Below are 19,739 nucleotides of genomic sequence, written 5' to 3'. Positions count from 1 at the left end.
TCAGCAATTGCCGGCTTCTCGCGACAGTCTCCGGCCCCTATCGTCTCTCCCGAGCCCAACGACGGAGTCCCGCCATGACCGATTCCCCCCGCCGCCCCGCCAGCGCCCTGGCCCCGGCCCTGCTCGCTGGCGCCCTGGCGGCCTCCGGCCCCGCGCCCGCGGCCGACCCGCACCCCTACGTCGGCCTGTGGGTCACCGACGACGGTCGCGTGCGCCACGCCCTGCTGCCCGACGGGCGCTACGACGAGGCCCGCGGCACGCGCGAAAGCGCCTACCAGGGCCGCTACCGGGTCACCGGCAACCACATCGACTACGTGGACGACACCGGCTTCACCGCCGACGGTGTGTTCGTGTCGGAGCACGTGCTGCACCACGGCGGCATGGTGCTGCGCCGGGTGGTGCCCGGGGCCGATCCGGCCGCCCCGTCCGGCGCGCGCTGAGCCCGGCGCCGCCGCACCACCGCCCTCCGCGCGGTGCGTCCCTTCCCCCACTGCAACAGGAAACCCGACCATGAAAGACCTCAACGACAGGATCGTGCTCATCACCGGCGCCAGCAGCGGCATCGGCGAGACCACCGCTCGCACGCTGGCCGCACGCGGCGCCACCGTGGTGCTGGGCGCGCGCCGCACCGACCGGCTCCAGGCCTTGGCCGCCGGCATCGCCGCCGACGGCGGCACCGCGCATGCGCGCGTGCTGGACGTGACCTCGCGCGAGGACATGCAGGCCTTCGTCGACGACGCCGTCGCCCGCTACGGCCGCGTCGACGTACTGGTCAACAACGCCGGCGTGATGCCGCTGGCGCCTCTGTCGGCGCTCAAGACCGACGAATGGGACACGATGATCGACGTCAACATCCGCGGCGTGCTGCACGGCATCGCCGCCGTGCTGCCGCGGATGGAAGCCCAGGGCCACGGCCACGTGGTCAACGTGTCCTCGATCGCCGGCCTGTTCGTGATGCACAGCGCCGCGGTGTACTGCGCCACCAAGTACGCGGTGCGCGCGATCTCCGAGGGCCTGCGCATGGAGAGCGACGTCGTGCGCGTGACCTGCGTGTACCCCGGCGCGGTGGAATCGGAACTCGCGAACACCATCACCCACGCCGAGACCGCCAAGACGATCGACCAGTTCCGCCAGATCGCGCTCAAGCCCGAGGCGATCGCCAACGCCATCGCCCACGCCATCGCCCAGCCGGCCGACGTGGACACCACCGACATCGTGGTCCGCCACGTCAGGAGCCCGGCATGAGCGGCATCGGGAACGGTGTGTCCCTGCGCGTCGGCGCGCCCCGCACGCGTGCGCCCGCCGAGGCCGGCGTGACGCGTCGCTCCCTCCTTCCCCCGGCGCCGCGAGCAGGTGCCGGAGGCGGAGGCGCGCGCGCGCGGTGCGGGTGGCTGCTGGCGGGAACACTGCTGGTCTCGGGCCTCGCCTCCGCGTCGCAGGCGAGACCGGCCGCATACGGCGCCATCCCGTCGGGCCTCGCCTCGGCGAACTCGGCGGCGCCGTCGCGGGCCGATGCCGGCACCCGCACCGCGGCGAACGAGGCCCGCGTCCGCGCCGCCTTCGAGGCCTGGCGCGCCGGCACCGGCAACGTGTTCGACCTGCTGCACGAGGACGCCGTGTGGACCGTTGCCGGCGACAGTCCGGTCTCGGGCGTCTACCGCGGCAAGCGCGACTTCATGGACAACGCGGTCGCGCCGATCACCGCGCGCCTGGCCACGCCGATCGTGCCCGAGCTCGACCACCTGGTGGCGCAGGGCGATACGGTGGTGGCGGTCTGGCGCGGCACCGCGCGCGCGAACGACGGCGGCACCTACGCCAACCACTACGCCTGGCACATGGTGTTCGACACCGACGGCCGCATCGTGCGCGTGGTCGCCTTCCTCGACACCTGGGCGCTGCAGGCGCTGATGGAGTGATCGGGAGTTGGGAGGACAGCGCCCCCGGAGTGCTCCGCGGCCACCGCCCCGGATGCACCCTGCGGGCTTGTCCGGGCGACGCAAGCGGTTCCGGCGTAGCCCGGGTAAGGCGAAGCCGCACCCGGGGTTTGGCAGGCGCCGCGCGACCTGCGACTGCGTCGAGCATCGATCGGACGGTGGGCGAACGAGCTTGAAGACTCCACGCTTCACGCCTCCCGGAACGGCCGCCACGAAGAGAGACAGGACCGCGATGTCATTCAAGCGACGCCGGTGTTCGCCCTGCGTCGCAGCCGCATGCAGTAGGCGAACGTCACCGCGATGCCGAGGATGATCGCGGCGCAGCCGCCCGCGACCGCCACCGGGATCGGCGCGAACGCCCACAGGCCCGCGTAGACCAGGCCGCTGAGCACCATCGACCAGCCGCCGAGCCGCTTGACCCTGGCGACCGCGACGCTCGGCGCCACGGCCTTGGGCATGCGGTTGCCGATCCAGGCGATCATCAGCCCGTTGAGTCCGATCACCACGCGCGTGGTGGTGTCCTGGTCGATATGGCCGAGCTTGCGTGCGTAGCTCGCCACCAGCGCCACGGCGATGATGCCGACGGCCCAGGCAATGTAGCCGGTCAGTTCCCTGTTCATCGTGCGATCTCCCTCTTTTTCCTGGTTTTCGATGCGCTCGTGCCCACGCCGACGGAATGCACGAAGCCCAGCAGCGCTTCCTCCAGCACCGAGAGCTTGAGGTGGTAGATGACGGACTTGCCGGACTTCTCGGTGTCCACGAGGTCGGCCTCCTTCAGCACCGCGAAGTGCGCCGACATCGTCGGCTTGGACACGTCGAACTGGTCACTCAGTTCGCCCGCGCTCAGCGGGCCCTCGCGCAGCAGCTGCAGCACGCGTCGGCGGGTGGGATCGGAAAGGGCTTTGAACACCTGGCTCATGTTGCGATGATTAGCTAATCATCGAATTATGTCAAGGCGGGCCCCGGATGCGTCCTGCGGGCTTGTCCGTGCTACGCGCGGGCCACGTAGCCCGGGTAAGGCGAAGCCGCACCCGGGGCCACGGCACCACCTCCGGAACCGTCAAGCGCGCAAACCGCGCAGGCGAACGGGAAGACGCGGACGGCGTGGCGCGAGTCCGGTCTCGGCGCGCCCGGATGCGCCCTGCGGGCTTATCCGGGCTACGGGCAACGGCTTATCCGGGCGACGTGATGCGTTGCGCGTAGTCGTCGCGGACGTGACGGTTGATGTAGGTGTTGAGGTCGTTGCCGGCGGCGGCCAGGCGCTGCATCTCCAGCACGTGCAGGCGTCCGGGATGGCTGTCGTCGTAGCGGTAGGTGCCGCCGCGGTGGAAGCGCACCACGATCCATCCGGGGCCGCTTTCGTAGGCGGCCACGCCCGAATCACCGTCGGCATCGCGGTAGGGTGTCATCGGTTCGCGTCCTCGTCTCGCGTCGCCGTGTTCGTGCCTCGCGACTGCCTTTGCTTCGCGATCGCGATCGCTGTGCCATCGCCTCGCCGTCGCAGCGCAGCGCCACGCTGCGGCACGGGCGGTATCCGGGCCCGTGCGCGGAGCGGCGCAGCGCGGGGGCGAGTGCCTGCGTGTTACCACCGGGGATGTCGACTTCGCGTGGTCGCGGCGCACCGCCGGACGTGAACTGCGTCCGGGCCTGCGACCTGAGTCCACGACATCACGACGGCGAGCCGCTAGCATCGGCCCGGACCGCTTCAGGTGACCTCACTTGCGCCTCCCGTCCGGGACGACCCTGCACAACCTCGGCTTCGCCGCCGCGCTGGTGCTGCTGAGCCTGATGGCCTGGCAGGGCAAGCGCACCCAGGAGGTGCTGCTCGACACCAACGCCGCGATCGCCGACAGCCTCGAGCTGATCACCGTGGTGCAGGGCATGTTCTCGGCGCTGCAGGACGTGGAGACCGGCTCGCGCGGCTACGTGCTGACCGCGGATCCGGCGTATCTCGCGCCCTACCGCGACGGTCGCGCGCGCGTGGCGGCGCTGCGCGGCGAACTCGGACGCAGGCTGGCCGGCCGCGGTCGCGAGGCGTGGCTGGGCACGCTGGACGCGGACATCGCCCGCCGGCTGGAGATCGCGGCGGCCAATGTCGCCCGGCGCGACCGGCTCGGGCTGGAACAGGCGGCGCAGGTGATGGCCATGGCCGGCGGCAAGGAAACGATGGACGCGCTGCGCGCCGAACTGGGCGCGCTCGAGTCGGAGGAACGCGCGTTGCTGGCCGCGCGGACCGCGCTGGCCGCCTCGATCCTGGAACGCGGCCGCTGGCAGGTGCTGGGCGGCAGCTTGGTGATCGCGCTGCTGATGGTGTGGTTCCTGCGCGCGATGAACCGCACCCTGCGGCGCCAGGCGCAGCTGGCGCGCATCGCCAGTGCCGGCGAGGCGCGCCAGGCCGCGCTGCTGCGCGCGGTGCCCGACGACCTGTACGAACTGCATGCCGACGGCCGCATCAAGGTGCTGTCGCAGGCCAGCGGCCGGCGCGGCGAAGTACCGGCCGGGCTGGCCGGCGCGTTCGCCGACCTCGCCCGCCATCCGGACCGCAGCCTGGTCGCGTTCGACTGGCACGACGACAACGGTCGCGACCACGAGGTGCGGATCGCGCGCAGCGACGGCGGCGAAAGCCTGGCCATCGTGCGCAACGTCACCGAGGCGGCGCGCGCGCGCCGACGCCTGCGCGACCAGCAGGCGTTCCTGCGCAGCGTGGTGGACGCCGACGAGAACCTGATCTTCGTGCGCGACGCCGGCGGCCGGGTGCTGCTGTGCAACCAGGCCTTCGCGGCCCTGCTGGGCCTGCAGCCCGGGCAGGTCGAAGGCCAGCGCGTGGAGGACCTGCCCGGCGGCGACCTGCTGGCGCCGCTGCTCGAGGGCGATACCGCGCTGCTGCGCGAGGACTCGGAACTGCGCCGCCCCGAGCTGGCGGTGGCCGACGTCCACGGTCGGGAACGCTGGCTGCAACTGCTGAAGCGGCCGATGGCGCTGTCCGACCAGCAGCCGCTGGTGCTCGCGGTGGCGGTGGACGTCTCCGCGCGGCGCCAGGTCGAACGCATGAAGGCCGAATTCATCTCCACCGTCAGCCACGAGCTGCGCACGCCGCTGACCGCGATCCGCGGCGGGCTGTCGATGGTCACCGGCGGCATGGCCGGCGAGGTGCCCGAAGCGATGCGGCCGCTGCTGGAGATCGCGCACAAGAACAGCGAGCGGCTGGTGCGGCTGATCAACGACATCCTCGACATCGAGAAGCTGGAGAGCGGCCGCCTGGTGCTGAACCTGCAGCCGCTGGCGCTGCGGCCGCTGCTGGCGCAGGCGATCGAGCAGATCGGCGGCTACGCCGGCGAGTTCGGCGTGCGCGTGCACCTGGTGCCCGGCGAGGACGCCGAGGTGGACGTGGACCCGGACCGCTTCGCCCAGGTGATGGCGAACCTGCTGTCGAACGCGATCAAGCACTCGCCGCCGGGCGAGGAGGTGGTGGTGGTGCTGGCGCTGCGCGACGACCACGTCGAGGTCTCGGTCGCCGACCGCGGCGCCGGGATACCCGAGGCGTTCCGCGGGCGCGTGTTCGAACGCTTCGCCCAGGCCGATTCGTCCGACGTGCGCACGCGCGGCGGCACCGGCCTCGGGCTGGCGATCACCCGCTCGCTGGTCGAGCAGCTCGGCGGCAGCATCGGCTTCGATACCCAGACCGACCACGGCACCTGCTTCTTCGTGCGCCTGCCGCTGGCGCGGCGCAATGCGGTCCCGCCGGTCGACGCCGAGGGCCGCCAGCGCGTGCTGCTGGTGGATGGCGACGCGGCCGCGGCGACGCAGCTTGCGGCGCTGCTGGAACAGCACGGCCACGCGACCGTGGTGGCCGCCTCCGCCGCCCAGGCGCGACAGGTGCTGGCCTCCACCCCGGTGTACGCGCTCACGGTCAACCTCGCGCTGCCCGACGAGGACGGGCTGGCGTTCGTGCGCGCGCTGCGCAGCCAGCAGGCCTACCGCCACCTGCCGATCCTGGCGCTGGGCGTGCAGCCGCCGGCACCCGAGCGCGAGGCGGTGAGCGGCGGCGCGGTGGGCATCGTCGACTGGCTGCACAAGCCGCTGGATCCGGGGCGCGTGGTCGAGGCGGTGCGCGCCTGCCTGCGCGGTTCCGGAGCGCCCGCGCAGGTGCTGCACGTGGAGGACGACGCCGACCTGCGCACCCTGGTCGCGCACCTGCTGGAGGACGAGGCGCTGCGGCTGCACGGCGCGGGCAGCCTCGCCGAGGCGCGCCGCGAACTGGCGGCCCGCCACCACGACCTGGTCATCCTCGACCTGATGCTGCCCGACGGCGACGGCAGCGAACTGCTGGCCGAACTCGCGGCCGCCAGCCCGCCGACGCTCGCGATCATCTTCTCCGCGCTGGACACCGACGCGGTGGTGCCCGGCGCCGACAGCGGCCTGGTGCTGCGACGGCTGGTGAAGTCGCGCCACAGCGGCGCCACCCTGGCGGCGGTGATCGGCGACTACCTGCGCAACTGGCCTCCGCGGGCCACGACACAAGGAGATCCGACGCGATGAACGAACGGGCCGCACCACGGGTGCTGGTGGTCGAGGACGAGGAGGACATCGCCTACATCCTGCGCTTCCTGTTCCAGCGCGAAGGCTTCACGGTGGACCACGCCGCCGACGGGCGCGAGGCGCTGGCACGGCTGGAGCAGCCGCCGCCGCACGCGGTGGTGCTGGACATCATGCTGCCCTACCACGACGGCATCGAGATCGTGGAGCGGCTGCGCGCGCAGCCCGGCTGGCGCGACGTGCCGGTGCTGATGCTCACCGCCAAGGCGCGCGAGGTGGACATCGTGCGCGCGCTCGACCTCGGCGCCGACGACTACGTGACCAAGCCGTTCCAGCCCGAAGAGGTGCTGGCGCGGCTGCGGCGGCTGCTGCGGAGGGCGGCATGAGGGTCGCGCGCAGCGTGCTGGCCGCGCTGCTGGCGCTGGCGGGCACGCAGGCCGCCGCGCAGGTCGGGCCCGAGGTGGACGCGCGCCTGGCGGCGCAGGACTGGGCGGGCGCCGAGCGGCTGCTGCGCGCGCGGCTGGCGGTGGCACCCGACGACGATGCCGCGCGCTTCCAGCTGGCGCGGGTGCTGGCCTGGCAGCAGCGCGCGGCCGAGGCGCTGCCGCTGTACGACGCGCTGCTGGCGCGCGAACCCGGCAATGCCGACTACCTGTTCGGCCGCGCCCAGGCGCAGCTTTGGTCGGGCGACCGCGCCGCGGCGCAGGCGAGCGTGGCACGGCTGGAGGCGATCACGCCCGGGTATCCGGGCGTGGACGACCTGCGCCGGCAGATGACGCCGGACCCTGCGCCCGCGCCGATGCAGGCGGCAGCGCCGGAACGTCCCGCAGGCGATCGCCTGGTGGACGGAGGAGATCCAGTTGCGCCCCGCATGCGCGAGATCGGCCTCGGCCTGCGCCACGAATGGCTGACGCAGGGCCTCGAGGCCTGGCAGGGCCAGCGCCTCGACGTGTCCGGCCGCGGCGACGGGCGCGGCTGGTACGTCGCCGCCGCGCGCGAACGCCGCTTCGGACTGGTCGACAGCGGCCTGGAGGCGGGGATCGCGCTGCCGGTGGCGCCGCGCTGGACGCTGCAGCTCGATGGCGGCGCCTGGCCCGGCTCGGACTTCCAGCCGCGCTGGTTCGGCGACGTGCGCATGCAGCACGCGTTCGAAGGCGGCACGGTGCTGGCCGCCGGCCTGCGCCGCACGCGCTACCCGGAGGCGACCGTCGAACGGCTGGCGCTGGCGCTGGAGCAGTACGTCGGCGACTGGCGGCTGGGCTATACCTTCAACCGCACCGACGTCGACGGCGAACGCGTCAACGGCCACGACGCCGCGGTCGACCGCTACTACGGCGAGCGCGACGTGATCGGCCTGCGGCTGACCGCGGGCAGCGAGGACGTGCAGCAGGGCACCGGGATCGTCGCCAGCCGGGTGCGGGCGCTCGCGCTGCAGGGACGCCACGGCCTGTCGTCCACCTGGTCGCTGCAGTGGGGCGTGGGCTACGTGCGCCAGGGCGATTTCCACGACCGTCGCTGGCTGCAGCTGGGCGTGCGGCGGGCGTTCTGAGCCATGCCCGACTGGCTCGCCATCGCCCTGGTCGATCCGGTCCTGCGCTGGGCCGTGTACGTCACCGCCGCGCTGGCGGTGTTGACGCTGCTGACCATGGGCCAGGTGCTGGTGCTGGCCGAACTCGGCAGCCGTCAGCTGGCACGGCGCCGCGGCTTCGACGCCGACTGGCGGCCACGCCTGGCCGAGGCCTCGCTCTCCGACTGCGCGCCGCCGCCGTGGCCCGCGCCGCGCGCGCAGCAGCGGCTGTGGTTCCTGCTGCTGTGGAGCCGCACCCAGCGCCAGTTGCGCGGCGAGGCGCATGCGCGCCTCAACCGCGTGCTGGAGGCGTACGCGCTGGACCGGTTCGCGCTGGACCTGCTGCGCCGCCGCGGCATCCACCTGCGCCTGCTCGCGCTGGCGGTGTTGCGCGAACTCGCCGACGCCGTGCACTGGGACGTGGTGGCGCGCTTCCTGCGCCACGACAATCCCTTCCTCGCGCTGGCGGCGGCCGAAGTGCTGGTCACCATCGACGCGCCGCGGGCGATGCGCGACGTGCTGCCGGTCGCGGTGGCGCGCCAGGACTGGACGCCGCAGCGCGTCGCCGCGCTGTGCCAGCTGGCCGGACGCGCGGCGGTGTCGCTACCGCTGCTCGACGCGCTGCAGTCCGCGCCGGCAGCCGCGCAGCGGCGGATCGCGCCCCTCACGCAGTGGGCGGATCCGGCCGTGCTCGCCGGCTGGGCCCGCGCGGTGCTCGATGGCCCGCCCGGATCCCACGATCCCGCCCTGCGCCAGGCCGCCCTGCAGGTGGTCGGCTCGCTGCGCGACGGGGCCGACCGGCCGCGGCTGTCGCAGGCACTGGCCGATGCCGACGCGGGCGTGCGCCTGGCCGCGCTCAAGGCGCTGGGCAAGCAGGCCGCGCTCAGGGACCTCGACCAGCTGCTCGCCCTGCTGCCCGATCCCGACTGGGCCGTGCGCCAGGAAGCGGCCGACGCGATCGCCGCGCAGCCCGGGTTCGACCGCGCCGCGGTGGAGCGCATCGCCGACACCGTCGCCGACCGCTACGGCCGCGACGCGCTGCGGCGCGCGATCGCGGAGCGGCATCCGTGAGCGGCAGCTGGCTGTGGTGGGCGCAGGTGGTCTTCATTGGCTACTTCCTCGCGCTCAACGGCGGCTACCTGGCGCTCAACCTGCTGTCGATGGCCAGCCTGCGCGGCTACATGCGCCAGCGCAGCGCGCTCGGCGACGAGGCCCCATACCTCGGCGTGGAGCCGCCGATCTCGCTGCTGGTGCCCGGCTACAACGAGGAGGCGACCATCCGCACTTCGGTGCGCTCGATGCTGCAGCTGCAGTACCCGGATTTCGAGGTGGTGGTGATCAACGACGGCTCGCGCGACCGCACGCTCGACGTGCTGCGCGAGGAGTTCGAGCTGGTGCCGCATCCCGAGCCGATGCGGCGCACGCTGGAGCACAAGCCGATCCGCGTGGTCTACCGCTCGCGGCGCTACGCCAACCTGCGGGTGATCGACAAGGAGAACGGCGGCAAGGCCGACGCGCTCAACGCCGGCATCAACGCCGCGCGCCACACGTTGTTCTGCGCGGTCGACGCCGACTCCATCCTGCAGCGCGACAGCCTGCTGCGCGTGGTGCAGCCGTTCTTGGAGGACGAGCGCACCGTGGCCGCCGGCGGCACCGTGCGCCTGGCCAACGGCTCGGAGGTGCGCGGCGGCTTCCTGGTGCGCGCGGGACTGCCGCGCAACTGGGTGGCGCGGTTCCAGATCGTCGAATACCTGCGCGCGTTCCTGCTCGGCCGCCTGGGCTGGTCGCCGCTCAACGCGGTGCTGATCATCTCCGGCGCGTTCGGCCTGTTCAACCGCGAGCGGGTGCTGGCGGTGGGCGGCTACAGCACCACCACCGTCGGCGAGGACATGGAGCTGGTGGTGCGCCTGCACCGCTGGCACCGCGAGCGCCGCATCCCGTATCGCATCCGCTACCTGCCCGACCCGATCTGCTGGACCGAGGCGCCGGAGGACCTGGGCACGCTCGGCCGCCAGCGCAGCCGCTGGCAGCGCGGCCTGGCCGAGAGCCTGACCCGGCACGCGCGCCTGGCGCTGAGCCCGCGCGCGGGCGCGGCCGGCCTGCTGGCGTGGCCGTTCATGGCCGTGTTCGAGTGGATCGGCCCACTGATCGAGCTGGCCGGCTACGTGGTGATGATCGGCGGCTTCGCCCTGGGCGTGATCTCCTCCGCGGCGCTGGTGGTGTTCCTGCTGGTGGCGATCGGCATGGGCATCCTGTTGTCGGTCAACGGGCTGCTGCTGGAGACCCTGTCGTTCCGCGTGTACGCGCGCAAGCGCGACATGCTGCTGATGTTCGCGATGGCGGTGCTGGAGAACCTCGGCTACCGCCAGCTCAACACCCTGTGGCGCTGCCGCGGGATGTGGCAGTGGTTCTCGCGCCGCAAGCACAACTGGGGAGTGATGCGGCGCAGCGGGAAGTGGGGGCAGTAGGACGGGTCGCGACCGGTGCGGCTCAGTCCTGCCCCCGCAGCGGCAGCCGCACCTCGATCGCGCAGCCGCGCCCGCCGAGGCCCGCGGTGCAGCGCACCGCGCCGCCGTGGGCGGAGACCACGCGCTGCACCAGCGACAGGCCCATGCCGATGCCCGCGCTGCGGTGGCCGTTGGCACCGCGGTAGAAGCGCTCGAACACGCGTTCGCGGTCGGCGTCGGGGATGCCGGGACCATCGTCGGCCACCCGCAGCACGCCGATGCGCGCGTCGCCCTCGGCGACCACGTCGGTGGACAGGCGCACGCGCGCGCCGTCGCCGCCGTGGCGCAGGGCGTTGTCGAGCAGGTTGCGCACCAGGATGCCGAGATCGTCGATGTCGCCGCGCACCGGCGCGTGGCGCAGTTCCAGTTCGAGCCTGCGGCCTTCGCGCGTTGCCACCTGGGCGAACTCGTCGGCGACCATGCCAGCGACCAGGGCCAGGTCCAGGTCGGTCGCGCGGGCGCCGCCGCCCGCCTCCACCCGCGCCGCGTCGAGCAGCTGCTGCGCCAGCCGCGAGGTGCGTTCGATGCCGGCGATCAGCTCCGACAGCGCCAGGCGCGCCTCCTCGCGGTCGCCGGCGTGCTGCAGCACCTGGGCCTGCGCAAGCAGCGCGGCCAGCGGGGTGCGCAGTTCGTGCGCGGCCTCGCCGAGGAACTCGCGTTCGTGCTGCAGCGCCTGCGCCAGCCGCTCGAGCAGCCGGTTGAAGCCCTGCACCAGGGGCACCACCTCGCTCGGCAGGCCGGCATCGGGCAGCGGCGCGAAATCCAGCGGCGCGCGCGCATTGAGCGCCTCGCCCAGCCGCGCCACCGGCCGCAGCGACCACTCGATCACCAGCCACACCGCCAGCCCCAGTGCGAGCAGCAGCGCCAGCGCGGTGCCGAGGCTGGAGCGGAACCAGCGCTTCATCTCCATGTGCACCGCCGCTTCGGGGATGCCCACCTGCACCTGCACGCGGCCGCCCAGGTCGCGCACCGCGTACACCCGCCAGGGCACGCCGTCGATCGACTGCGAGGTGAAGCCGTCCTCGAAGTCGTCCACCATCGCCTGCGCCGGCGCGGAACGCGACGACACCAGCCGCCGCCCGGCGCCGAGGTCCCAGGCCTGGAACGCGAGCAGGTCGAACTTGCCGAGGGTCTTCTTCTCCTCCAGGTCGAGCTCGAAGCGCCGCGGCTGCTGCGCGGCGCCGGTGATGTCCTGCGGCAGCGACTGCAGGATCTGCTCGGCGACGTTGCGGATCATGCCGTCGAGGTCGCCCACCTGGCGCTTGGACATCTGCACATACTGCAGCGCGAACCAGCCGGCCCAGCCGGTGAACAGCACGATCGCCAGCGCGGCCAGCAGCCGCGTGCGCAACGACCGGGGCGCGCGGATCACGACTCGTCCCCGGCGCGGTAGCCGTGGCCGTGTTCGGTGACGACCACGCCGTCGCCCAGCTTGCGCCGCAGCTGGTGCACGTAGACCGCCACCGTGTTGCTGCCCACGCCGCCGTCGCTGCCGTACAGCCGCGCCTGCAGCTGCTCGCGGCCGAGCACGCGCCCGCGCGCCTCGAACAGCGTCAGCAGGATGCGCAGTTCGTTCGCGCTCAGCGCGACGCGCTCGCCGCCGCGGCTGACCACGCGCGCGGCCGGATCGATCTCGACGTCGCGCCAGTGCAGCATCGGCGTCACCGCGCCGCGGCTGCGGCGCAGCACCGCGCGCAGCCGCGCCAGCATCTCGTCGCGCTGGAACGGCTTGACGATGTAGTCGTCGGCGCCGGCGTCGAGCCCGCGCACGCGGTCGCTGAGCTGGTCGCGCGCGGTGATCACCAGCACCGGCGTGGGATCGTAGCGCGCGCGCATCGCGGCGAGCACGTCGAGCCCGGAGCCCTGCGGCAGGCCGAGGTCGAGCAGCACGGCGACGAAGGCGTGGTCGATCAGCACCGCGCGCGCGGCGGCCGCGTCCTCGCAATGCACCACGCGCCAGCCCTCCTGGGCCAGCGCCGCGGTGAGCGCGCGCCCGAGCATATGGTCGTCTTCGACCAGCAGGATTTCGTCCATTGGGGGCTGTGCGCAGGCGGTGCCGGCAATCATGCGTGGCGCCCATTAAAACGGTTTTAAGTGCGCACGTGCAGCAGGCCCATCGCTTAAACGCGAATTAATCGCCGGCATCGAGCATGACCTCCATCGCCACGGCCGCATCCCCGACGGCCGCCGCATGCAGGAGCACGCCGATGACCGCCCCCACCCTCTCCACCGCGCATCCGCCGGAAGACCGCGACCACGCACCACGCGTCCGCGCCGCCCGTCGCCCCGCGCGCTGGCGCACCGCGTTGACCCTGATCTGCCTGCTGGCGGCCACTGCCTGCAGCGCCGGGCGATCGTCGGCGCAGGGCGCACCCCCGCCCGACTGGGCCGTGGCCGACATCCCGGCGCAGGATGGCCGCGTCGTCGTGGTGACCGGTGGGACGAGCGGCATCGGCTTCGAGACCGCGAAGGCGCTGGCCGCCGCCGGCGCGCAGGTGGTGATCGCGGCCCGCAATGCCGAGCGTGGCGCGGAAGCGGTGGCGGCGATCCGCGGCGACACGCCCGATGCGGTGGTCCGTTTCGAATCGCTCGACCTCTCCGACCTGGCGTCCGTGCGCGGGTTCGCGCGGCGCCTCGATGCATCGCTGCCGCGCATCGACGTTCTGGTCAACAACGCCGGGATCATGGAGCCGCCGCGGCGGGGGGAATCCGCCGACGGCTACGAGATGCAGTTCGCGACCAACTACCTCGGCCACTTCGCGCTGACCGCGGAGCTGCTGCCACTGCTGCGCAAGGCGCCGTCGCCGCGCGTGGTGAACCTGTCGAGCATCGCCGCACGGCGGGGCGAGATCCAGTTCGACGACCCGCAGTTCGTGCGCGACTACGACCCCGGCGACGCCTACCAGCAGTCCAAGCTGGCCTCCCTGATGTTCGCCCTGGAGCTGCAGCGCCGCAGCGACGCGGCCGGCTGGGGCATCCGCAGCATCGCCTCGCATCCGGGCGTCTCGCGCACCAACCTGCAGGCCAACAACGGCGTCGTCCGCCAGCTCCTGGGCCACCTGCTCCTGCAGCCCGCCGCACGCGGGGCGCTGCCGACGCTGTATGCCGCAGCCGCGCCCGATGCACGCGGCGGCCATTACTACGGCCCGACCGGCGTGATGGAGTTGCGCGGCCCGCTCGGACTGGCCCGGGTACCCGCGGCCGCCACCGACGAAGCCGCGTCCGCACGGCTGTGGGACATGAGCGAGACGCTGGCCGGCGTCCGCTTCGCGGACGCGGTGCGCTGAGATGCGCGGCTCCACGCCACCGGCGCCGACGGCGCGCCGCCGCCCGGGACTGCTGCAGTCGCTGGCGAACATCCGCCACGGCGAACGCGCCGCGGTCGCGGTCGCGGCGCTGTTCTTCTTCTGCGTGCTGACCGCGCTGATGCTGCTGCGCCCGGTGCGCGACGCACTGGGCATGTCGCAGGGCATGGACCAGGTGCGCTGGCTGTTCGTCGGCACCGCGCTGGTGACGCTGGCGGTGAACCCGGCGTTCGGCTGGCTGGCCGCGCGGCTGCGCCGGTTCCCGCTGCTGGCCGCGACCTACGGCTTCTTCGCGGTCGGCCTGGCCACGTTCTGGGCCCTGCTGCGGTTCGCGCCCGGCGCGGTGGGCGACACCAGCGGGCAGGTGTTCTACGTCTGGTTCAGCGTGTTCAACCTGTTCGCGACGATGGTGTTCTGGGCGTTGCTGGCCGAACGCTTCGATGCCGACCAGGGCAAGCGCCTGTTCGCGCCGATCTCGGTCGGCGGCACCCTGGGCGCGATCTTCGGGCCGTGGCTGACCTCGCGCCTGGCCGAGGTGGTCGGCACGCCCGCGCTGTTGCTGGTGGCCGGCGCGTTCGTGCTCGCGGCGCTGGCGCTCGGCGGCTGGCTGCTGCGGCTGCTGCCCGACCGCAAGGCCGCATCGATGCGCGAACGCGACGGGCCGGTGGGTGGCAGCGCCTGGGCCGGGCTGCGCGCGGTGGTGCGCTCGCCGTACCTGAGCGGGATCGCCGGCTACGTGCTGCTGATGACGGTCATGGCGACCTTCATCTACTTCACCCGGCTGCAGATGGTGGCCGATGTCGCCGGCGATACCGATGCGCGCGCCGCGGTGATGGGCCGCATCGACATGTGGACCCAGATCGCGGTGCTGGTGCTGCAGGTCACGCTGACCGGCCGGCTGATCCAGCGCTTCGGCCTGGGCATCGCGCTGGCGCTGCTGCCGGTGGCGACCGCGGTCGGCTTCATCGGCCTGGCCGCGTACGGCTCGTTCGTGGTGCTGGTGGTGCTGGAAGCGGGCAACCGCGCGATGCAGCGCGGCATCACACGGCCCGCGCGCGAAGCGCTGTTCACCGTGCTGGGCCGCGAGGACACCTACAAGGCCAAGGCCGCGATCGACACCTTCGTGTACCGCAGCGGCGACGTGCTCGGCGCCCAGGTCGAAGGCCTGCTCGGGCGCCTGGGCTTTGCGCTCGGCGGGCTGGTGGGCGTGGTCGTGCCGCTGGCCTTCGCCTGGACCGCGCTGGGCCTGTGGCTGGGCCGCGCGCATGCGCGCCGCGCCGCGCCGGAAGCCGCGCCCGATGCCTCGCCCTCGTTTCCCCCACCCGCCGCGCCCCCTCGCCGCACCCGCGGCAGTGCGGCTCCATCGCAGGACTTCCCATGACCATGATCCGACACGCGATCGCCGGCAGCGCCGGCGGCGTCCTCCTCGCCCTGTCCGCGGCCGCGGCCGCGCAGTCCGCGCCACCGGTCGCCGATCCGTCCACGCGCGGCGAATGGACGCTCGGCGCCGGCGTCATCGCCATCGACAGCCCCTACGCCGGCGAAGACTCGCGGCTGCGTCCCGTGCCGCTCCTGGGCTTCGACGGCGACCGCTTCTTCGTGCGCGGCACCGCCGCGGGCGTGCATCTGGTGCAGTCGGGGGGATTCACGCTCGACGCGATCGCCTCGGTGCGGCTGGACGGTGTCGACATCGACGACCTCGGCCGCAGCGAACTGCTCGCCAACGGCGTCGACGCCACCCTGCTCGAGGATCGCGACGACGGCCTCGACGCCGGCTTCCGCGCGACCTACGGCGGCGGCTGGGGCGCGCTCGCGCTGGAGGCGGTGCACGACGTCAGCGACGCCAGCGACGGCTTCGAGGTCGCCCTCGACTACCGCTACACCTGGCTGCTCGGGCGCTCGGCGATCACCGCGAACGTGGGCAGCAGCCTGCTGTCGGACGATCTCGCCGGCTACTACTACGGCACCCTCGACGAGGAAGTCGCGCGCGGCGTGACCGCCTACGCGCCGGGCTCGGCGCTGGTGCACCGCATCGGCGTGACCTGGATGCATCCGCTGGGCGCGACCTGGCACGTGGTCGCCTCGGCCGAGGCCAGCCACCTGCCCGACGAGCTGCGCGACAGCCCGCTGCTCGAGCCCGACAGCGACCGCAGCGGCCGCCTGTTCCTCGGCTTCAGCCGGCGGTTCTGACATGGCCGCCGCGACCCCCACCCTGCGCGAGGCGACGTTCCACAACGGCGCGATCCCGATCGCCGCGCAGCTGCACCTGCCGCCGGACTTCGACCAGGACCGCAGCTGGCCGGCCGTCGTGCTGTCCACGCCCGGCAGCAGCGTCAAGGAACAGGTCGGCGCGATCTACGCGCGCAAGCTGGCCGCGCGCAGCTTCGTCGCGATCACCTTCGATCCGTCGCACCAGGGCGCCAGCGGCGGCGAGCCACGCGATCTGGAAGACCCGGCCACGCGGGTCGAGGACCTGCGTTGCGCGGTCGACCACCTGGTGACGCTGCCGTTCGTCGACGAGTCGCGCATCGCCGTGCTCGGCATCTGCGCCGGCGGTGGCTACGCGGTCAACGCGGCGCTGACCGAGCACCGCTTCAAGGCGGTGGCCACGGTGGTGGCCACCGACGTCGGCCGCGCCTTCCGCCGCATGCTGCGCGGCGAACGCCTGCATGCGCGCCTGGCCGAGGTGGGCCGCGCGCGCACCGCCGCCGCACGCGGCGCGGCCGAACGGCGCGAGCCGTGGATCCCCGACAGCCTCGAGACCGCCGGCGCCGAAAGCGTCACCGATCGCGACCTGCTCGAAGCAATCCGCTTCTACCGGGAATCGCCGCATCGGCACCCGAACGCCAGCAACCGGCTGCTGTTCCGAAGCCTCGGGCCAATGCTCGGCTTCGACGCCTTCCACCTGGTGCCCGACCTGCTGGTGCAGCCGCTGATGGTGATCGTCGGCGGCCGCCAGGGCAGCACCTGCCAGTACGAGACCGGGCAGGCGCTGTACGGCCTGGCGCGCGGGCCGGACAAGGCGCTGGTGGTGATCCCCGGCGCCGGCCACTACGACCTCTATCACCGCGACGAGCACATCGACCCGGCGCTGGACCGCATCGCGCCGTTCCTGCAGTTCCACCTCGACCCCTGACGCGGCCCCCGCCGCACTTCCCCACGCCCCCCAACGAGGAGATCGACATGCCCATTCAGAGCTTCGCCACCCCCTCCCGCGCGCACCGCCCCGGCGCGCTGTCCAGCGCCCACCAGCGCCTGGTCACGCGCGATCCGCGCAATGCCCCCGCCGCCTGGCGCCAGCGCATCGCCGCGCTGTGCCTGGTGGCTGTGGCCGCCTTCGCCAGCACCACGGCCCGCGCGCAGGCCGCGCCCAAACCCGACTGGTCGACGGCCGACATGCCGTCGCAGGCGGGTCGCATCTTCGTCGTCACCGGCGGCACCAGCGGCATGGGCTTCGAGGATGCCAAGGCGCTGGCCGGCGCCGGCGCGCGTGTGGTCATCGTCGCCCGCAACGCCGAGCGCGGCGCCGAATCGATCGCGAAGATCCGCGCCGAGGACCCGGACGCGGAGGTGCAGTTCGAATCCGTGGACCTCGGCGACCTGGCCACGGTGCGCGCGCTGGCCGCGCGGCTGCGCGAATCGCTGCCGCGCATCGACGGCCTGATCAACAACGCCGCGATCATGGCGCCGCCCGAGCGCGGCACCTCGCCCGACGGCCTGGAGTCGCAGTTCGCGATCAACTACGCCGGCCACTTCGTGCTCACCGCGGAACTGCTGCCGCTGCTGCGCCGGAGCGAGGCGCCGCGCGTGGTGACGCTGTCGAGCATCGCCGCGCTGCGCGGACGGATCGATTTCGACGACCTGCAGTCCGAGCGCAGCTACGAGCCGATGGTGGCGTACGCGCAGTCCAAGCTCGCCTGCCTGATGTTCGCGCGCGAACTGCAGCGGCGCAGCGAGGCCGCCGGCTGGGGCCTGCAGAGCCTGGCCGCGCACCCGGGCGTCGCGGTGACCGAACTGGTCGCGCGCGGACCGGGCCTGGACAGCGAACAGGGCCAGCAGTGGGCCGCGCGCCGCGAGCACTTCCAGACCGCCGCGCAGGGCGCGATCCCGACCCTGTTCGCCGTCACCGCGCCCGAGGCCGTCGGCGGCGCGTACTACGGCCCCACCGGCCCGCAGGAGGTCAACGGCCCGCTCGGCCTGGCCACCGTGCCGCCCGCGGCGCAGGACGCCGACGTCGCCGCGCGCCTGTGGTCGGTCACCGAGCAGCTGACCGGCACCCGCTTCCCCACCGGCGCGCGCTGACGCGCGCCGCCTTCCCGACAGGAGCATCGCCATGGACCGCTGGACCCCCCACGACATCCCCTCGCAGCGCGGCCGCACCGCCGTGGTCACCGGCACCGGTGGCCTCGGCTTCGAGACCGCACTCGCCCTGGCGCGCGCCGGCGCCAGCGTCGTCATCGCCGGCCGCGACGCGGCCAAGGGCGCCGACGCCACCGGCCGCATCCGCGAGGCCGTGCCCGGCGCGGACGTCGAGCACGTGCCGCTCGACCTCGCACGCCTCGACTCGGTCGCGGCCTGCGCCGCGCGCCTGCGCGCCTCGTTCGAGCGCGTCGACCTGCTGGTCAACAACGCCGGCGTCATGACCCCGCCCGAGCGCCGCACCACCGCCGACGGCTTCGAGCTGCAGTTCGGCACCAACCACCTGGGCCATTTCGCGCTCACCGCGCAGCTGCTGCCGCTGCTGCGGCGGAGCACCGACGCGCGCGTGGTGACCCTGTCGAGCGTCGCCGCGCGCGCGGGCCGCTTCGACTTCGACGACCTGCAGGGCGAACGCCACTACGACGCGATGGCGGCCTACGCGCAGTCCAAGCTCGCCTGCCTGGTGTTCGCGATGGAGCTGCAGCGGCGCAGCGAGGCCTTCGGCTGGGGCCTGCGCAGCATCGCCGCGCACCCCGGCATCTCGCGCACCGACCTGCTGCTCAACGGCGCCGGCCCCGACAGCGCCGCCGGGCGCGCGCGGCGCTGGCTGTGGTTCCTGTTCCAGCCGGCGGCCAACGGCGCCTGGCCGACACTGTTCGCGGCCACCGCGCCGCAGGCCGAGGGCGGCGCGTACTACGGGCCCGCGTACTTCAGCGAGACCCGCGGCGCGCCGAGCTTCGCCCGCGTGCCGGATCGCGCACTCGACCTTGGTCACGCGCTGCGGCTGTGGGAGGTATCGGAACGGCTCACCGGCCTGCGCGTCGCCGACGAGGCCCGCGAAGGCGCGGATGCTCGCGGCGTCGCTCCCTTCGCCCGTCTGCGCCACGTCGCGCACGCCTGACGCCCCGGAGCACCTCCATGCACAAGTGGCTCGTGTACATCGCGTTCGGCTGGCTCACGCTCACCGGCATCGCGCATTTCGTGATCGACGTGGTGTCGCACCATGTGCGCGGCGTGCATCCGCCCGGCGCGCAGGCCACGCTGCTGTACTACGGCCTGCACTCGGCGTACGCGCTGGGCCAGGTGGCGCTCGGCGCGCTCGGGCTGATGGTCGCGGCGCGCGCGCTGCCGCTGCTGGGCACCACGCCACCGCTGGCGCTCGCACTGCTGGCCGGGCTGGGCTGGCTGGCGATCTCGTTCCTGTTCTCGCCCTACCTGCCGCCGCGGATCAACGCGGGCGTGTTCTGCGCGCTGGTGCTGGCCGCGTGGATGGCGCGGCCGGGAGCGATGGCGGGCTGATCCGGCTCCAGCCGACCGGTGCCGCGACGCGACGCGCCGTAGCCCGGGTAAGGCAACGCCGCACCCGGGGCGGTGGCCGGGCGGCCCGCCGTCCGACCCTGGCGGCGTCCCCGACGCGGGAGACGACGCGGGGTCTGGGATGCGGGGGATCCCCGGATGCGCCCGGCGGGCT

The 19,739-nt window shown here is 73.5% G+C and carries 20 protein-coding genes; 15 read left to right on the top strand and 5 right to left on the bottom strand.

What is annotated here, in order from left to right; all coding sequences use genetic code 11:
- Positions 1–74: 74 nt before the first annotated feature.
- From QFW80_RS09960 to QFW80_RS09950, 3 genes are all read left to right on the top strand, one after another.
- Positions 75–440: an Atu4866 domain-containing protein gene (locus QFW80_RS09960; RefSeq protein WP_280601702.1), complete on the top strand. Its 366-nt coding sequence runs from the start codon at positions 75–77 to the stop codon at positions 438–440.
- 70 nt (positions 441–510) lie between these two features.
- Complete coding sequence (locus QFW80_RS09955) at positions 511–1,245, top strand: SDR family oxidoreductase (RefSeq protein WP_280601701.1); 735 nt, start codon at positions 511–513, stop codon at positions 1,243–1,245.
- Positions 1,242–1,916 (top strand): nuclear transport factor 2 family protein, encoded by a 675-nt coding sequence (locus QFW80_RS09950; protein ID WP_280601700.1) that lies wholly within the window; start codon positions 1,242–1,244, stop codon positions 1,914–1,916. The genes QFW80_RS09955 and QFW80_RS09950 overlap by 4 nt, the downstream gene beginning before the upstream one ends.
- Before the next feature lie 257 nt (positions 1,917–2,173).
- Here QFW80_RS09950 and QFW80_RS09945 read toward each other — a convergent pair whose 3' ends face one another.
- From QFW80_RS09945 to QFW80_RS09935, 3 genes are all read right to left on the bottom strand, one after another.
- Positions 2,174–2,554 (bottom strand): hypothetical protein, encoded by a 381-nt coding sequence (locus QFW80_RS09945; RefSeq protein ID WP_280601698.1) that lies wholly within the window; start codon positions 2,552–2,554, stop codon positions 2,174–2,176.
- Positions 2,551–2,853: an autorepressor SdpR family transcription factor gene (locus tag QFW80_RS09940; protein ID WP_280601697.1), complete on the bottom strand. Its 303-nt coding sequence runs from the start codon at positions 2,851–2,853 to the stop codon at positions 2,551–2,553. The genes QFW80_RS09945 and QFW80_RS09940 overlap by 4 nt, the downstream gene beginning before the upstream one ends.
- Before the next feature lie 253 nt (positions 2,854–3,106).
- Entirely contained in the window at positions 3,107–3,343 is a 237-nt protein-coding gene (locus QFW80_RS09935; RefSeq protein WP_280601695.1) for a hypothetical protein, read from the bottom strand.
- Positions 3,344–3,653: 310 nt separating this feature from the next.
- Between QFW80_RS09935 and QFW80_RS09930 the strand changes: the two genes are divergently transcribed.
- From QFW80_RS09930 to QFW80_RS09910, 5 genes are read left to right on the top strand one after another with little or no spacing between them, the layout of a single operon-like run.
- On the top strand, positions 3,654–6,473 hold the full coding sequence (locus QFW80_RS09930) for an ATP-binding protein (RefSeq protein ID WP_280601694.1): 2,820 nt from the start codon (positions 3,654–3,656) through the stop codon (positions 6,471–6,473).
- The gene (locus tag QFW80_RS09925; protein WP_280601693.1) at positions 6,470–6,856 is read left to right on the top strand and encodes a response regulator; all 387 of its coding nucleotides are present in this window, start codon (positions 6,470–6,472) and stop codon (positions 6,854–6,856) included. Before QFW80_RS09930 ends, QFW80_RS09925 begins: the two co-directional genes overlap by 4 nt.
- On the top strand, positions 6,853–8,019 hold the full coding sequence (locus QFW80_RS09920) for a YaiO family outer membrane beta-barrel protein (protein WP_280601692.1): 1,167 nt from the start codon (positions 6,853–6,855) through the stop codon (positions 8,017–8,019). The genes QFW80_RS09925 and QFW80_RS09920 overlap by 4 nt, the downstream gene beginning before the upstream one ends.
- Before the next feature lie 3 nt (positions 8,020–8,022).
- Positions 8,023–9,108 carry a HEAT repeat domain-containing protein gene (locus tag QFW80_RS09915; protein WP_280601691.1) on the top strand — a complete coding sequence of 362 codons (1,086 nt, stop codon included), beginning with the start codon at positions 8,023–8,025 and terminating at the stop codon, positions 9,106–9,108.
- The gene (locus QFW80_RS09910; RefSeq protein WP_280601689.1) at positions 9,105–10,505 is read left to right on the top strand and encodes a glycosyltransferase family 2 protein; all 1,401 of its coding nucleotides are present in this window, start codon (positions 9,105–9,107) and stop codon (positions 10,503–10,505) included. The genes QFW80_RS09915 and QFW80_RS09910 overlap by 4 nt, the downstream gene beginning before the upstream one ends.
- Positions 10,506–10,527: 22 nt before the next feature.
- Here the strand turns inward: QFW80_RS09910 and QFW80_RS09905 are convergent, their stop codons facing one another.
- Both QFW80_RS09905 and QFW80_RS09900 read right to left on the bottom strand, forming a co-directional pair.
- Positions 10,528–11,916, bottom strand: coding sequence for a sensor histidine kinase (locus tag QFW80_RS09905; RefSeq protein ID WP_280601688.1), 1,389 nt, complete (start codon positions 11,914–11,916; stop codon positions 10,528–10,530).
- On the bottom strand, positions 11,913–12,578 hold the full coding sequence (locus QFW80_RS09900; RefSeq protein ID WP_280601686.1) for a response regulator transcription factor: 666 nt from the start codon (positions 12,576–12,578) through the stop codon (positions 11,913–11,915). The genes QFW80_RS09905 and QFW80_RS09900 overlap by 4 nt, the downstream gene beginning before the upstream one ends.
- 173 nt (positions 12,579–12,751) lie before the next feature.
- Between QFW80_RS09900 and QFW80_RS09895 the strand changes: the two genes are divergently transcribed.
- From QFW80_RS09895 to QFW80_RS09865, 7 genes are read left to right on the top strand one after another with little or no spacing between them, the layout of a single operon-like run.
- A complete protein-coding gene (locus QFW80_RS09895) occupies positions 12,752–13,831 on the top strand; it encodes an SDR family oxidoreductase (RefSeq protein WP_280601685.1) in 1,080 nt (359 codons plus the stop codon).
- Between the two features lies 1 nt (position 13,832).
- A complete protein-coding gene (locus QFW80_RS09890; protein WP_280601683.1) occupies positions 13,833–15,230 on the top strand; it encodes an NTP/NDP exchange transporter in 1,398 nt (465 codons plus the stop codon).
- Entirely contained in the window at positions 15,227–16,039 is an 813-nt protein-coding gene (locus QFW80_RS09885; RefSeq protein ID WP_280601681.1) for a MipA/OmpV family protein, read from the top strand. Before QFW80_RS09890 ends, QFW80_RS09885 begins: the two co-directional genes overlap by 4 nt.
- A gap of 1 nt (position 16,040) precedes the next feature.
- Positions 16,041–16,985, top strand: coding sequence for an alpha/beta hydrolase (locus tag QFW80_RS09880; protein ID WP_280601680.1), 945 nt, complete (start codon positions 16,041–16,043; stop codon positions 16,983–16,985).
- 47 nt (positions 16,986–17,032) lie between these two features.
- Positions 17,033–18,151 (top strand): SDR family oxidoreductase, encoded by a 1,119-nt coding sequence (locus QFW80_RS09875; RefSeq protein ID WP_280601679.1) that lies wholly within the window; start codon positions 17,033–17,035, stop codon positions 18,149–18,151.
- Between the two features lie 31 nt (positions 18,152–18,182).
- On the top strand, positions 18,183–19,169 hold the full coding sequence (locus tag QFW80_RS09870) for an oxidoreductase (RefSeq protein WP_280601678.1): 987 nt from the start codon (positions 18,183–18,185) through the stop codon (positions 19,167–19,169).
- Positions 19,170–19,186: 17 nt separating this feature from the next.
- The gene (locus QFW80_RS09865; RefSeq protein ID WP_280601676.1) at positions 19,187–19,567 is read left to right on the top strand and encodes a hypothetical protein; all 381 of its coding nucleotides are present in this window, start codon (positions 19,187–19,189) and stop codon (positions 19,565–19,567) included.
- Positions 19,568–19,739: the final 172 nt, after the last annotated feature.

Source organism: Luteimonas rhizosphaericola, assembly GCF_029888045.1.
Classification (GTDB): domain Bacteria; phylum Pseudomonadota; class Gammaproteobacteria; order Xanthomonadales; family Xanthomonadaceae; genus Luteimonas; species Luteimonas rhizosphaericola.
The sequence above is the reverse complement of the archived record's forward strand: the minus strand, read 5'-3'. Positions and strand labels throughout refer to the sequence as shown.

What these genes read in the sequence shown, in the direction of transcription:
- QFW80_RS09950 (WP_280601700.1), top strand. Translation starts at nt 1,242, where the DNA reads ATGAGCGGCATCGGGAACGGTGTGTCCCTGCGCGTCGGCGCGCCCCGC.
- QFW80_RS09920 (WP_280601692.1), top strand. Translation starts at nt 6,853, where the DNA reads ATGAGGGTCGCGCGCAGCGTGCTGGCCGCGCTGCTGGCGCTGGCGGGC.
- QFW80_RS09925 (WP_280601693.1), top strand. Translation starts at nt 6,470, where the DNA reads ATGAACGAACGGGCCGCACCACGGGTGCTGGTGGTCGAGGACGAGGAG.
- QFW80_RS09915 (WP_280601691.1), top strand. Translation starts at nt 8,023, where the DNA reads ATGCCCGACTGGCTCGCCATCGCCCTGGTCGATCCGGTCCTGCGCTGG.
- QFW80_RS09900 (WP_280601686.1), bottom strand. Translation starts at nt 12,578, where the DNA reads ATGGACGAAATCCTGCTGGTCGAAGACGACCATATGCTCGGGCGCGCG.
- QFW80_RS09955 (WP_280601701.1), top strand. Translation starts at nt 511, where the DNA reads ATGAAAGACCTCAACGACAGGATCGTGCTCATCACCGGCGCCAGCAGC.
- QFW80_RS09880 (WP_280601680.1), top strand. Translation starts at nt 16,041, where the DNA reads ATGGCCGCCGCGACCCCCACCCTGCGCGAGGCGACGTTCCACAACGGC.
- QFW80_RS09895 (WP_280601685.1), top strand. Translation starts at nt 12,752, where the DNA reads ATGACCGCCCCCACCCTCTCCACCGCGCATCCGCCGGAAGACCGCGAC.
- QFW80_RS09960 (WP_280601702.1), top strand. Translation starts at nt 75, where the DNA reads ATGACCGATTCCCCCCGCCGCCCCGCCAGCGCCCTGGCCCCGGCCCTG.
- QFW80_RS09890 (WP_280601683.1), top strand. Translation starts at nt 13,833, where the DNA reads ATGCGCGGCTCCACGCCACCGGCGCCGACGGCGCGCCGCCGCCCGGGA.
- QFW80_RS09885 (WP_280601681.1), top strand. Translation starts at nt 15,227, where the DNA reads ATGACCATGATCCGACACGCGATCGCCGGCAGCGCCGGCGGCGTCCTC.
- QFW80_RS09935 (WP_280601695.1), bottom strand. Translation starts at nt 3,343, where the DNA reads ATGACACCCTACCGCGATGCCGACGGTGATTCGGGCGTGGCCGCCTAC.
- QFW80_RS09870 (WP_280601678.1), top strand. Translation starts at nt 18,183, where the DNA reads ATGGACCGCTGGACCCCCCACGACATCCCCTCGCAGCGCGGCCGCACC.
- QFW80_RS09875 (WP_280601679.1), top strand. Translation starts at nt 17,033, where the DNA reads ATGCCCATTCAGAGCTTCGCCACCCCCTCCCGCGCGCACCGCCCCGGC.
- QFW80_RS09940 (WP_280601697.1), bottom strand. Translation starts at nt 2,853, where the DNA reads ATGAGCCAGGTGTTCAAAGCCCTTTCCGATCCCACCCGCCGACGCGTG.
- QFW80_RS09945 (WP_280601698.1), bottom strand. Translation starts at nt 2,554, where the DNA reads ATGAACAGGGAACTGACCGGCTACATTGCCTGGGCCGTCGGCATCATC.
- QFW80_RS09865 (WP_280601676.1), top strand. Translation starts at nt 19,187, where the DNA reads ATGCACAAGTGGCTCGTGTACATCGCGTTCGGCTGGCTCACGCTCACC.